Origin of the sequence: Photobacterium piscicola (assembly GCF_900166965.1) — a bacterium.
GTDB classification, from domain to species: Bacteria; Pseudomonadota; Gammaproteobacteria; order Enterobacterales; family Vibrionaceae; genus Photobacterium; species Photobacterium piscicola.
The window spans coordinates 1,384,098-1,398,295 of sequence record NZ_FUZI01000001.1; the positions used below are offsets into that span (position 1 = coordinate 1,384,098).

The following is a 14,198-nucleotide window of genomic DNA, read 5'->3' on the forward strand; positions in this document are numbered from 1 at the left end:
ATTTCCCCGTTATTCTCTTGTTATTAGGGCGCAATCGAAGCACTGGTTTGCCAATGATGTAATTGCTTTTGTAATTGCCCTTGTATTGATTGAGATGTATCGATATTTTCCCGTAATGATAAATGATTCACTCGATAATGCCGCGGTGTTACATGTAATAACGTTTTAAACTTTTCATTAAAATTTGATAATGATGAAAATCCGACTTCAGCACCAATATGTGCAATAGTCCAATCTGTTGAGACTAAATATCTTGCTGCTTGTTTCACCCGCTGTTCAATTAAGTATTGTCGAAACGTCACCCCTAGATGAGTATGGAAAAAACGTGAAAACGTACTTTCCGCCATGTGTAATTGCTGGGCGACAATAGTAACAGTTAATGGCTCAGCAAGATTTGTCGCAATATATTGCAATACAATATCAACCCGATTTTCGGTTCTTTTGGTGGTAGAAAAAGTAATCGGGTGGCTTTCTAAGCATTGCTGCGATGGTGTTTTCGTTAACTGATCCAGTAGCATTAATATATTCAGTAGCTGCTTAAAATCAAAGGAGTTTTCTATATTATCCATAATTTCAAATACAGTTTCTAACCCCCCACTATCAAATAACAAACCTTGTTTCGCATTATCCAGCATGTTTTTTATATTGGTAAATTGAATACTATCAATAAAAGTTTGCCCTAAAGCATTTAAACGAAAATGCAGTACGTCTCCCGCACTGTCATTATTATTTAGCGCTTCACCACTTATTTTAAATGGATTGAATGGTGCGATTAAGACTAGCTGTCCAACAACTAATGGTATATCAGTGGAGGACAAATAAAGAGTGCCACCATTTTGTTGGGGGCGAATCAATATATAATCAGCTCCAAAAATAAACTGTTTATTCTCAATCAATGGCTGTAAATCGAACATTAAAAATTTAGGTGTATTTGCAATGACCCTTTGATACATAACCTACCCTCCTTGAATCACTCCATTATTACAATTTTATGCCACAGAGCTAGATGCTTTAGTCCAAAGTGAGCGGCTATTCACTGGCACGATATAGTCTTTTTTAAATTATGTGATATTCCATCGAGCTTTTTAAGTAATAACTGAAATGAGCATATTCAGAGTGCCATAAAAATCGGTCAGAGCCATTGTTATGTGTTATCCCCACTAAAAAGTGATAACAACCGCTATAAATACCATCATCAGCATATAATCGACATTTATCGGCATAACTTCGCTATAAAATCAGTTTTAAAGGCGCATTATAAAACCATTGAAGAGCACAACTCATGATCTTCAACAGCGAGAGGCAGCGACATAACACATTGTTAAATAGAAGAATAAATATTCGTTATCGTAAGTAAAACTAACAATGTGCCAATACACACTGTTTCAATACAACTATTCGTTCTCATGGAGAATTTGCAATGAGTATTTCAAACGATTTTTATCCAAATGCTTCTTTACCGCTTGAGCGCAAAGAATCAGGTGTGCCTTATGTTAGACCGGGATTACATGTCGAGTCTTATAACGATTTTGATCCTCTTCGTCATGTTATTGTTGGTATTGCTGATAACCAACATATTCCAGAAGCTTGCCCCGCTAGTAATGAAAAGATCCCTGCTGATTCACCAATGCGTGGTAGTAAAGCAGGTCGCCGTACTCAAGAGTCCATTGATCGTGCAAACGAATGTTTAAATGGTTTTGCGCAGATCCTTGAAAACCGTGGCATCATTGTTGACCGTCCAGGCGCCGTTGACTGGCATGATCGTATCAATACTCCCGATTTTTCAATCAGCTCAGGCTTTGGTTGCATGCCTCCTCGTGATTGCTTGCTTACTATGGGTAAAAGTATTCTAATGGCACCCATGAGCTTTAGAAGCCGTTATTTTGAATATTTGGCATACACTGATCTTCTTCGTGAATATTTTGAATCAGATCAAAAATGTATGATCGAACAAGCACCACGCCCACGTTTATCTGACGATAGTTTCCGTATGGATTATGTTGCTGCTTATGAATATTTATCTGATGAAGAAACAATGGCGCGTTCATTAAATAAAGAATACAGCACCAAAGAAACAGATATTTTATTTGATGCCGCAGATGTCATGCGCTTAGGTAAAGATATCTTTGTTCAACATGGCTTAACCACTAACTTAGCCGGTATTCACTGGATCAAGCGTAAATATGAGCCAATGGGATACCGTATCCATACATTAAGTTTTGCAGATAATCACCCAATTCATATTGATGCTACATTCTGTCCTTTACGCCCAGGTCTAATGTTGCTTAATCCACATCGGCCATTATTTGCCGGCCAACGTGAAATTTTTGAAAAGAATGATTGGCAAATTGTTGAAGCCGTTAAACCTGCATGGGATAACCCACCACCACTTTGTTATTCAAGTACGTGGCTATCAATGAATACATTGATCATTGACCATAAAACAGTGTGTGTTGAAGCCAGCGAAAAAGCACAAATGGAGCAATTTGATAAACTCGGCTTTAACGTTATTCCGGTTGATTTACGTGATGCGTATGCTTTTGGTGGTGGTTTACACTGTGCAACGGCTGATGTATGGCGTGAAGGTAAGTGTGAGGATTATTTCCCTAATCAGTTTAGTGGTTCACATAATATTGAGCATTGGGAATACTAAATAATCATCCTATTATTCGCCCTTTATTAATTACTATTATTAAGGGGCGTTTTTGTGCGTGTATTCAATCAAATTAATAACAAAAAAAAACGAGCCTCAAGAGACTCGAAAAAATCATATAATACTTTTAAATATTTTATTGTTAATCTATTTATATCCATATAAACAGAAAATAAATAAATAAAAGCAAAAAGTGTATCGCTAACGATTATCAACTAAATTCACTTTAATTTGTCAAATATATGTAAAGTATTAAATGGATATTCACAATTGAATATCCATCGTTAATAAATAAACATTAATACATTTATATTTACAATGTCCCTCCGAGTGAAAGGTAGAATGAGCTTTCACCCGTGGATGTCTGACCATAACTTAAATAAACAGGCCCTAAAATGGAATCTACGGCAACATACACACTGCCAGCAGTAATCGCACTGTGCCAACTCATGGCTGATGTGCGATCCCATACGCCACCTTTTTCAAGTGAACCGCCAACATATACCGGAAACTTAAATGCTCCAAAATTATTATCAATAACACGATAACGGTATATTAAACTGGTTAAAGCACTATAACGACCATTTAACTCATAACGATGATAGCCCGATAAATTAAATAATCCGCCAAGATCTTGAGCGTAGATAGGTAATAAATTATCAGCATCTGAACCAGCAGTTTTTATTGAAAATACCATTGTATGCTTATCGTATGTGAATGGTTTAATTATCGATAAATTATAATATACCGTGTCACCAGACTCTGATTCACCTGACGTTGGTCGACGTAAGGTATTACTATAGCCAATCTCACCATTTAAATAAGAACCATAAGATGGAAAAAAGAAGCTATCTAAATCATCATAAGTAAGATCTAAATATGGTCCATATAAATCATAGTTTTCTTTACTATCCAATGCTGATACCGCAATACTACCTGTTTGACCTTTATACCCTAATGTTAATGCTGCCCATGGTCTTATATTCCATCCCATTTCAGCGTAAGCATTAGTTTGATTATATTTCGCATCAATATTTTTTAGATCTTCTGTATTTAAATTATAAGCATTAAAATTATCAAATCGACGAATTTCATTACTCGTTGCAGCGCCAAAAGCAGTAAAGAAATGTTGTTGATAATCTATCGGAAAATATAGTTCAGTTGAAATATCCTTCCAACTCCCCAGTTTCCACTCAAGTAACCACTCTCCACCTTTATCGGTAAGATCAGTATAAATATATTGTGCGCCAAAAGAAAAATCAGATCGGCTTTCAAAATCATCTTCAAACGCCAGTGTAAAGTTTAAGTATCCAGGCCCCCAAGATTTTTCATTAATATCCATCACTAAAATATTTTTATTATCTTTTTGCTTTATTGAATAATTAATTCGCCCATAGATATCTTCACTCTGTAAGCGTTTCACAGATTGTTCTAATTCATTATTAGAAATCACTTTACCTGTTTTTAATTCTAGTTGTGCTAATAATGTTTTATCAGGTAAATTAGTATTATTGATGATTTCAATATCATCAATAAAATATGAGTCATGTGCAGATAATTTCACTCGTCTCATATTTTTTTCTTCATTATATTTAGCATAATCAGAAGTTGATAATTGATAGCGTAATAAACGAGGAAGTGATGCTTGGGCTATTTTCCGTCCCGCTTGATAAGCCTGATCTAATTTATCAAAATCAGCTGCAGTCATAAAAGAAACATTGGGTTGTAAATAAATATCATTCGGCTTCATTAAGCTTTTCTGATAATCAGCACTGGCATTAGTCATAAAGGTCGTTAACTGTGACACAATATTTAAAGCGCTGTCTAAATCTTTTTTAGGCATTAAACTATCACGTAAATCCACCGCAATAATAACCTCAGCGCCAAGCTGCTTTGCCACATCAACAGGCATATTATTAACGACCCCACCATCAACAAGTAACTTACCATCGAGGTGAACGGGTTTTAATGCGCCAGGCACCGTCATTGATGCTTGCATTGCAGTGGCTAAATTACCAGAGTCAATAATAACAGGGGTTACCTTCGTTATATCCGTCGCAACACTGCGGTATGGAATAGCGAGTTGATCAAAGGTTTTTAATGCCGGTAAATTAACGGTAAGTTGGCGTAAAATAACAGCGAGCCCTTGGCCTTGAAATGCACCAGGCCGAGATTTAAACTCACCATTAATATCCAAACCTAAATCAGTATGTAATTGATAAGTATCGCCTTGTTTCTTTCTTCGTAACGATAGATCATTACGACTAGCCCTATCGATATAACCCGTATTCCAGTTAATATCAAATGTTCGTTGTTTAACTTCGTGAGCAGACAGCCCCATGGCATACATGCCACCGACATAGGCCCCCATACTCGTACCAGTTACAATATCAACTGGAATACGATTTTCTTCAAGAACTTCCAGTACGCCAATATGGGCCGCACCCTTTGCACCACCGCCACTAAGCACTACACCAATTTTAGGACGCTCAATAACAGGACGATCTGCTGTTGCAGCATAGACATTAACAGTTGATGTACTCACAAAAATACAACATAAAATACTGCTAAAATTCTTTTTACTAAACAACATCGTCTAACTCCGCTAACAATAATACTTAGTATAACGTAATACACATCAAAGTATTACGTGTTAACCCTTTAGCAGTATTAAAACAAAAAGAGCGTCGATAAACACGCTCTTTCTCTATTCAGCTATCACTATTTATATTTTAAATTCCTTTTGCGACATCATCTAAGGCTGTTAATACTTGATCGGTTATATGACCTTCATGAACCAATTTACATACTTTTCGACGAACGGCTAAACCTGAAATTAAGCGTTCAATAGATAAATGGCGTTCATCTTGACGACTATTGTACAGCTCAACCGTTTTACTGAGCGTTTCATAACTAACACGCTCCCCTGCGACATGAAGCCAATCAAGCTTCTCTAAATACCCCTGACACTCTTCTGTAATCGTAGTAGCTGGATGACCAGTCATTGCAGACAACGCCGTAATACTGCGTTGTAGCGCCTCAGAAGAGGTATATTTAGATAAAACGATAGTAAGTTCATCTGCATTTATTTCAACTAAATGCTTACGCAGCTTAATACGACGTCCTAACCGCCCTCGAGGTCGAGGTTCTTTACGTTGGATTGGTTCAAATTCGCCATCAATAATCGCGGATAACTGATCTAGTGCTTGTTTAGGCATAATCTCATTACGTAATGGATTTGGCATCGTTGGTGCCATATTACGTTTGCCTTCATTAGTGGTTTTCGCACGAGAATAACGAATAACTTCTTCAGCATCAGATTTAATATCTATTCGATAATCCGTATAACGTTTATCAACATCATCAGCCGAAATCGTTAAATGATAGCCCCATAAATTAACCGCAAACATCGTCTCGGTCACTTTACCTTCTGCCAATTTTTTTAATTCACGAATAATATCCGAAGAAAAACGACGCCATTCAATATTTCTAGCAAGCTTTTGATTCAATTCACTTAATAGCATTGAATCAACAACGCGACGTGACATACGACTTCTGAAAAAGGTGTATAACTGAAACACTAAAGTATGTTGACGTAAAATCTCAGGTGGAAACAAGAAGAAATAATCACGGGTGAGTAATTCATCAAAAAAGGAAGGTTCCCACACTAAAATATACAAGTTAGGTTTGATGCGAATCTCACCATCGTCACCTTCTTGAGGCGCTTCTTCTGATGCTGTGATCGTACGAGCAATAAATCTAAACCGATCACTTTTAAAACCTTCTGGCATATTTTCACTCAGCCAACGACCGGTTAATTCATGCAACTGAAAATCTGTAAATTCGATACGATCAATACTTTCGCGAATAGAATCACGAGCAGGGCCACTGTCTTTTTTACCACGTAAAGCTAAAATATCAGTGATATAAACAGGGGTTTTATTTGCCATTGAGCGGAGTTGGATCTCATAATCCGCAAGATGATGATCGTGATATTGTACGGTTAGCGTAAACAACGCAAATAACGTCATAAGATCATCAACAGTCATGATCGATTTTGAAGATCGTGTTTCAATGATCGCTTTGGTGCCACTGATCGCAACCATTGCTTTTTGATAACTTTTCTTTGTTCGTGGTGGCGCTAAAGCTTGATCGATAATACCAGCCCAACTTGTTGGTGATACCACAATTTGATCGGCTTCATCTGGCATCGATGGTGGAGTACCTAAACCATATTCAGTCAATAAGCGACGGTTAACATGATTTTGGGCTAATGCCTTAGACCGCTTTTGTTTTTCACGTTGCTTAAATTGATCTGATAGTAAACTACCAGTACCAAGCTGAGAGATGAGTAGTGCTGGATTAATAAAGTGATGCAGCATAGTTTTACCAGCAAGGCCTTCTTCAAATCGCACTGGCTGTTGATTAAATAGCCCAACACTGACAGCTGCCCGTAAACGTTGCTGAATAGCAGCGCGGGTTAACTGGCCTTCTGTTGCTTCAATAAGTTCAGTTGTTGAAACCATACCATCTTGGCTTGATAAGCCACGTAATGAAATTAAATTCAACAGTTCGATAATACTTTTGGTTACACCTTTAAAATGCTGGTATTGGGGTAACCAATCAACCAAATTTGCAGGGATCACAAATAAATGACCATCTTTGTGTGATCTTGGCGCTTCGATCAATATCTTATCAATCGGATTTTTTTTAGTATTTCGAACGGAATTCATTTGTCATTAGCCGTAGAAGCATCATCTTTCCGTAGAGATTAATAGAAAAAGATCAATAAATAAAGTTTTTTATTTAAAGATTTTAAAACTGATCTTTATGATTAAATCTGATCTTATTGATTATATGATCTAATGATCAGGTGAGAAAATTTGTTGTAACTGTATGTTTATAATGATTATTATTTTACAGGCAGTTGGAACGATGATCAACAGAAGTACAGAAACATGATCATATAGCGCTAGAAAGCATGATCATCATAGCACTGGAAAGATGATCATTATAAAGCTGAAAACATGATCATAATAATAATGAAAGCATGATCATCATTGATTATCACCTTTTCCACAAAGTTATCCACAACTAAGATGTGAGAGCACGTATTTATTGGTGTTGATTGTTATTTTCAGTGTTATCGATAGCCTTTTTTTACTGGAAAGATGATCATGTTGGTGTGTTTTCAAGTTTTTGGGGCATATTTATGCTTGTATTGCTTCTCGCAAATGCTTTTTTAAGTTGAATTGACACTTAATTGAGATGACATTCAACGTAAACCAATGTGGATTTGTCATGTATCCGCCATTGGATCAATGATCATCGTGTATTTGGTGTATTTCAATTCTCCATATTGAAGAAATTAAGCGGTTGTTTAGTAGATTTTAAATGACAGCTATGAAGCCCCAACCCTTATTGAATCAGCGTTCCCCGTAGTTTATCTTCAATTTTACATGCTTCCGTGTTGTTAACTCAATAATTGTGATCATTGAACTTTATCTTGATCATTTTTCCGCTATTAAGTGAGTCTAAAAGTACGGTTTACAGGTCTATATTAGCAATTATCTTTGCTTGATCATCGTTTCATCTTTTGTTCTTCTTTGTTGGAACAATGATCAAGTAATCATGAGCTTTTATGAATTCACTGAATATGATTTCAGGTTGTTTTTAGTGTTATTTTGCTTTTTTTTACTTTTTACTAATGAAATTGGGTGATTTCACTAGCAAATAGAATAAAATCTTTCATCGACTCTTTTTTATATTGAAATGACATTATCCGTAAATTATCACTATTTTTTCATTGTTCCGCTAATAATGCAGATGAGTTGAATTTACATTGTAAACTTGTGACACTGTAACAGTTTTGCGAAATGGGTTTAATGAGGTAGATTAGGTTGGATTTTTGAGTAGATTGAAGTCTAAAAACCTTATTTTTTTATGCTTTTTGCATTAATCGATGTTTTTTAGTTGAGATTGGTATCACATGTTTTTGTTCAGCTTTTTATTGTTTACAGTGTGTTTTATTGTACAATAGAGGCAGTCTATTATCATGGCGAAGAGTACTAATGAATAGGGAACAGACGATACAAAATTTGCTCAATATTGCAGAGCAAACTAAACAAGTACAAGCGGATCGTATTGAAATTGTTTTAGAAGAGCGTCGCGAGGAAGTTTTTCCACCAATGTCAAAAGCATTAATGGAAACGCGCTCAGGTTTAACTCGTCGCAAGTTAGATGATGCAATTTCACGTATGGAAGCGACTGGGCATCAATTTACAAAAAATAAAGCAAATCACTATTCAATTACCCTTGAAGAAGCACATCAGTTGATGGAGTCAGCAAAAAAGCCTGCTTTTTATCAACGAGAAGGCGCTGGACGTAAACCTTGGGTGGTGAATGTCCAGAATCAGAAAGGTGGTACTGGAAAATCGATGACAGCGGTGCACATCGCTGCTTGTTTAGCCTTAGATTTAGATAAGCGTTACAGAATTTGTCTTATTGACCTTGATCCTCAAGGATCGTTACGTTTATTTCTTAATCCATTGATTAGTATAGGTAAACAAGAGACTATTTATTCAGCAGTGGACGTAATGTTAGATAACGTGCCGGAAGGTGTGTTAACAGATAAGCATTTTGTAATGGATAATGTGGTAATGCCAACCCAATATCCGAATCTTAAAACCATTGCAGCTTTCCCTGAAGATGCGATGTTCAATGCTGATGCATGGCAAGATTTGGCTGTAAATCAAGATCTTGATATCGTGCGTTTACTTAAAGAAAAAGTGATTGATCCGATTGCTGATGAGTTCGATATCATCATGATTGATACGGGTCCTCATATTGATCCATTAGTTTGGAATGCAATGTATGCATCAAATGCGTTGATCATTCCTTGTGCTGCTAAACGTTTAGACTGGGCATCAACCGTTAACTTCTTTCAGCATTTACCCACTGTTTATGAGATGTTTCCAGAAGATTGGCACGGATTAGAATTCATTCGTCTGATGCCAACGATGTTTGAAGACGATAATAAAAAGCAAGTTTCAGTATTAACCGAAATGAATTACTTGTTACGTGAGCAAGTAATGATGGCGACAGTACCACGAAGCCGCGCTTTTGAGACATGTGCAGACACTTATAGCACTGTTTTTGACCTTACTGCGGCTGAATTTGAGGGCGGTAAGAAGACCCTTTCTACGGCTCAAGAAGCCATTCAGCGTGTTGGTCTTGAATTAGAACGTGTTATGCACAGCCACTGGGCAAACTTGAACGAGGAGTAATTGACAGATGGCAATTAAAACTACAGATCTTAATGCACGTTTATTTGGTAAAGCCGATAAACGTCGTGCGACCAATGTTACAGAAGCACAAACAGCAGCCCGTGATAAAGCCGCTGTGATTGAATTAGCTGTTGCTGGCGAAGATACTGTTGCTTTTGAATTAGTAAAAGTAAACGCAGATGATATCAGCACACAAACGATCGTTTTTGCTGAAAATGCGCGTGAGCAAGCTTTTTTAAATGAGCATGCTCTTGCTGATATTTTAGTAACGTTAAAAGATCGTGGCCAGCAATATCCCGCCGTTGGTCGTTGGCTTGATGATGGTCGTATTGAAGTATTAGACGGTAGCCGCCGTCGTATGTCTTGTATTATTGCTCATAAAGATTTTCTAATTTATGTCGCTAAAGGCATCAATACTGAGCATGCTAAATTTTTGTCCGATGTTGCGAACGCGCATAAGCCATTATCTTTATTTGAACGTGGTAAAGAAATGCAGTCGCTGTTAGATACTGGCAAAGTTGCTGATCAAAAAGAACTGGCTAAGTATTTACAGTGCAGTGAAGCATTAGTGAGTGGTGCACTAAAAGCTGCAAGTTTACCGATGGAATTATTGATGGCTTATCCTAGTGTGGGTGAACTTGGTCGTCCTACTATTGTTAAACTTCACCGTATTTTCTTTGGTTTAAATCACGAACAACAGCAACACATGATTGCTGATTTGAGCGGTGATAATGCAGCATTGTGGAAGACGATTAACGCACAAGGCATTAGCCGTATTACGCGTGAAGTAACAGGTAAATTAGAACAATTAGGTGAGCAATTACATCCTAAGACAGTGATTGAGAAGCCAACATCGCAAGATTTAATTAAGGGTAAAGTCTCTTATATGCGTGATGGTGATAAGTTACAGCTTAAATTGAAAAAGATGAGTGATCGTCAAATCAATGATGTACTGGCTTATTTAAATGATTATCTAAAGTAACGTTTATTTTACTTAATAAAAGCCACGCAATTATGCGTGGTTTTTTTATGCCTGTTGTGGCTGTGTTATGATCTGTAGGTCATTTATTTATGGATCTATTTATGTCGGCGCAGTTAGATATTTTCTTCGCTCAACTTCAGCAACAATTATCACACCATTTTTGTCGTCAGTTAATTGTCTTAGAAGGCGATTGCGAATGGGCAACGACAATGGCAACTGTTATTGGTAAGCACTTTTCACAACGATTATGGGCTGGGGATAATGCGCCAATGTCATTTGTGCCTTCATCTCTTAAACAGTCAAAGCAATGGCTTGGGCAAGAGTTTGATATGGTGGCTATCAACGCATTAGATGGATTGAATGCAAATACACTCGGTGCACTTTCTGGCACCGTTAAAGGTGGGGGTATTCTTGTTATTATTACGCCACCAACATGGCGACTTGCTAATATTAGCTCTCATTTTTATCATCGTTTAGGTCGTTTGTTTTTAGAGCCTGAGGTTATGCTTATTCAGCAGTCACAACCTGTCGAGTTATTATCTTTAGCTGTGATACCTGATGACTTATCTTCTTCTCAAATATTTACGGATGCTAATGTTCAACGAGGGTGTTTAACTGCAGGCCAAGTAGACGCAGTGGATGCGATTATTAAAGTTGTGACCGGCCATAGTAAACGTCCATTAGTGTTGTCTGCTGATCGTGGTCGAGGTAAATCGGCGGCGCTTGGTATTGCTGCTGCTGAATTATTACAAACACGAACAATTAAAATCGCTGTTACGGCTCCTTCTTTTGCTTGTGCGGATACGGTATTTAAACTTGCTAAATTACGCTTAGCAACGGCGCTACAACCATATCGACATCAATTACATTTTGGCGCTAGCCAGTTAGAATTTGTAGCCGCTGATGAAATAGTTAACCGCGCATCAGAATTTGATTTTATTATGGTGGATGAAGCTGCCGCTATTCCAGCATCTATCTTAATGGCGTTACTTTCTCATCATAATCGATTAATTTTTGCGACGACTATTCATGGTTATGAAGGCACTGGGCGTGGGTTTGAAATTAAATTCAAACAACAATTAACAATTAAAATGCCACAGTGGCGCAGTTATCATTTAGAACAACCTATTCGCTGGGCTGTAGGCGATCCGCTTGAAGCTTGGATTTTTAAAGCGTTGTTATTATCCGCCGAAGCCCCGAATTGTACTGCGCTTGATGTTGGTTCTGATGTCGCTGCGATTGAATATTCTGTGTTACCGACCTCTGAATTAGCGGCTAATGAAAACTTATTAAACCAACTGTTTGGTTTATTGATTAACGCCCATTACCAAACCTCGCCCAATGATATTCAACAACTGCTAGATGATCCTGAACTATCACTGATTGTTGCGTTACAAGCGAAGACAATTATTGGTTGTTGTGTTGTGTCTAAAGAAGGTGGATTTGATGCTGAACTTGCACAATTAGTGATGCAAGGTAAACGTCGTCCACAAGGGCATTTATTGGCTCAATCCTTAGCGGCTCATTTAGGTTATGCGATTGCGGCCGAGCAGCGTTGTTATCGTATATTACGTATTGCTGTTGCTGATAGTTTTCAACAACAAGGTATTGGTACCCATTTGGTGGACGCTGTTTTACAACAAGCACAGAATGAAAACATTGACTATATCGGTACAAGCTTTGGTGCGGCTAATGAGCTTGTGGATTTTTGGTGTCATTGTTCATTACGGCCGTTGCGGTTAGGAATCACTAAAGATGCAGCGAGTGGTCTCCATTCTTTATTGTTTGTTAAACCGTTATCAAGCGCTGCGTTATTATGGTTTGATGAGGCGGTTGCTTTGTTCAGTGCATCTTTTATTTGCCAGCGAGTTGAACAATTTAGTCAGCTTGATAGCCAATTGTTTTTTAAATTATATTCTCAAAATGTTCAGCAACCATTGAATTATGGCTTATCACAGATACAGATTGAACATCAGCTACAAACCTTTATTCAAGGTGGACTTGGTTATGATGTCGTGGTTGCTAGTCTTGAAAGTTGGCTCTCACAGTATTTGTTGCAAGATGATTGTGCTTGGAATGATGATGTCGGCTTTGCGGTAGCTAAGATTTTGCAAAAACAAACTTGGTCAGCGGTAGGGGAGCGATATCATTTAGCCAGTCGTAAAGTTGCTCAGCAGCATTTACGAAATATAGTTGCTCGTTATTATTCTTTATCTTCTCAAGTTTATTAGAGGTTTTTCATTATGCAAATTCAAGTTGATACACATACACATACATTATCCAGTGGTCATGCTTATAGTACAATCATTGAAAATGCCCAAGCTGCTGCGGCAAAGGGATTAAAAATGTTTTGTAATACTGACCATGCTTCTTTAATGCCTGGTGCTCCTCATTTCTGGTATTTTGCGAATCAACGTGTCCTTCCTCGATTTCTTGAAGGTGTCGCTGTTTTACGTGGTGTTGAGGCAAATATCAAGAATACTGCGGGTGAGGTCGATCTTGATAATACCGTTTTAGCGAAATTAGATTGGGTGATAGCTAGTTTGCATGAGCCCGTTTTTAAACCGATGACGAAAAGTGATCATACTGAAGCATTGATTAATGCAATACAGTCAGGCGTGGTTGATGCGATCGGTCACCCTGGAAATCCTAATTATGATTTCGATTTTGAAGCCGTCATTCGTATTGCCGCTAAGAATAATGTGTTAGTTGAAATCAATAACTCATCATTGGGCCGCTCTCGTGTTGGTAGTGCACCTCGATGTGAAGATATTGCTGCACTAGCAAAAGAACTTGGGGCTCGAATTACGACAGGGTCTGATGCTCATTTTGCGGCGGATGTTGGTAACTTCTCAAGCATTAAGACTTTGTTAGCACATGTTGATTTTCCGCAGGAATTAATTGTGACTCAATGCCCTGAAACATTCTTAGCATTCTTAACTGAGCGTGGAAAGTCTGTTGCTGAACAATATGAAAATCATAAATGGTGATCAGATAATGTTTTGGTTTACAGTGTAAACTGAGACTTAATTATATTTACAGTGTAAATCGTCATATTAATTTACACTGTAAATATTATAATTCTAGCCAACAACTACAGCCAACAACTACAGCCAACAACTACAGCCAACAACTACAGCCAACAACTACAGCCAACAACTACAGCCAACAACTACAGCCAACAACTACAGCCAACAACTACAGCCAACAACTACAGCCAACAACTACAGCCAACAACTACAGCCAACAACTACAGCCAACAACTACAGCCAACAAC

Annotated in this window: 8 protein-coding genes; 5 read left to right on the forward strand and 3 right to left on the reverse strand. The window is 37.6% G+C overall.

The genetic code is table 11. The features are described from left to right. Nucleotides 1–23 precede the first annotated feature (23 nt). Nucleotides 24–953 (reverse strand): helix-turn-helix transcriptional regulator, encoded by a 930-nt coding sequence (locus CZ809_RS06195; protein WP_080156496.1) that lies wholly within the window; start codon nt 951–953, stop codon nt 24–26. A 467-nt stretch (nt 954–1,420) separates the two neighbouring features. On the opposite strand from CZ809_RS06195, the gene CZ809_RS06200 reads away from it, so the two are divergent. After that, a complete protein-coding gene (locus CZ809_RS06200) occupies nt 1,421–2,653 on the forward strand; it encodes a serine/threonine protein kinase (protein ID WP_080156497.1) in 1,233 nt (410 codons plus the stop codon). 313 nt (nt 2,654–2,966) lie between these two features. Here CZ809_RS06200 and CZ809_RS06205 read toward each other — a convergent pair whose 3' ends face one another. Both CZ809_RS06205 and CZ809_RS06210 read right to left on the reverse strand, forming a co-directional pair. Beyond that, the gene (locus tag CZ809_RS06205; RefSeq protein ID WP_080156498.1) at nt 2,967–5,246 is read right to left on the reverse strand and encodes a patatin-like phospholipase family protein; all 2,280 of its coding nucleotides are present in this window, start codon (nt 5,244–5,246) and stop codon (nt 2,967–2,969) included. Between the two features lie 139 nt (nt 5,247–5,385). Next, nucleotides 5,386–7,386, reverse strand: coding sequence for a replication initiator protein RctB domain-containing protein (locus tag CZ809_RS06210; RefSeq protein WP_080156499.1), 2,001 nt, complete (start codon nt 7,384–7,386; stop codon nt 5,386–5,388). A gap of 1,338 nt (nt 7,387–8,724) precedes the next feature. Between CZ809_RS06210 and CZ809_RS06215 the strand changes: the two genes are divergently transcribed. From CZ809_RS06215 to CZ809_RS06230, 4 genes are all read left to right on the forward strand, one after another. Beyond that, entirely contained in the window at nt 8,725–9,939 is a 1,215-nt protein-coding gene (locus CZ809_RS06215; protein WP_080156500.1) for an AAA family ATPase, read from the forward strand. Between the two features lie 7 nt (nt 9,940–9,946). Then, complete coding sequence (locus CZ809_RS06220) at nt 9,947–10,921, forward strand: ParB/RepB/Spo0J family partition protein (protein ID WP_080156501.1); 975 nt, start codon at nt 9,947–9,949, stop codon at nt 10,919–10,921. A 101-nt stretch (nt 10,922–11,022) separates the two neighbouring features. Continuing rightward, the gene (locus CZ809_RS06225) at nt 11,023–13,152 is read left to right on the forward strand and encodes a tRNA(Met) cytidine acetyltransferase TmcA (RefSeq protein ID WP_080156502.1); all 2,130 of its coding nucleotides are present in this window, start codon (nt 11,023–11,025) and stop codon (nt 13,150–13,152) included. A gap of 12 nt (nt 13,153–13,164) precedes the next feature. Beyond that, nucleotides 13,165–13,911 carry a phosphatase gene (locus tag CZ809_RS06230; protein ID WP_080156503.1) on the forward strand — a complete coding sequence of 249 codons (747 nt, stop codon included), beginning with the start codon at nt 13,165–13,167 and terminating at the stop codon, nt 13,909–13,911. Nucleotides 13,912–14,198: the final 287 nt, after the last annotated feature.

What these genes read in the sequence shown, in the direction of transcription:
- CZ809_RS06195 (WP_080156496.1), bottom strand. Translation starts at nt 953, where the DNA reads ATGTATCAAAGGGTCATTGCAAATACACCTAAATTTTTAATGTTCGAT.
- CZ809_RS06200 (WP_080156497.1), top strand. Translation starts at nt 1,421, where the DNA reads ATGAGTATTTCAAACGATTTTTATCCAAATGCTTCTTTACCGCTTGAG.
- CZ809_RS06205 (WP_080156498.1), bottom strand. Translation starts at nt 5,246, where the DNA reads ATGTTGTTTAGTAAAAAGAATTTTAGCAGTATTTTATGTTGTATTTTT.
- CZ809_RS06210 (WP_080156499.1), bottom strand. Translation starts at nt 7,386, where the DNA reads ATGAATTCCGTTCGAAATACTAAAAAAAATCCGATTGATAAGATATTG.
- CZ809_RS06215 (WP_080156500.1), top strand. Translation starts at nt 8,725, where the DNA reads ATGAATAGGGAACAGACGATACAAAATTTGCTCAATATTGCAGAGCAA.
- CZ809_RS06220 (WP_080156501.1), top strand. Translation starts at nt 9,947, where the DNA reads ATGGCAATTAAAACTACAGATCTTAATGCACGTTTATTTGGTAAAGCC.
- CZ809_RS06225 (WP_080156502.1), top strand. Translation starts at nt 11,023, where the DNA reads ATGTCGGCGCAGTTAGATATTTTCTTCGCTCAACTTCAGCAACAATTA.
- CZ809_RS06230 (WP_080156503.1), top strand. Translation starts at nt 13,165, where the DNA reads ATGCAAATTCAAGTTGATACACATACACATACATTATCCAGTGGTCAT.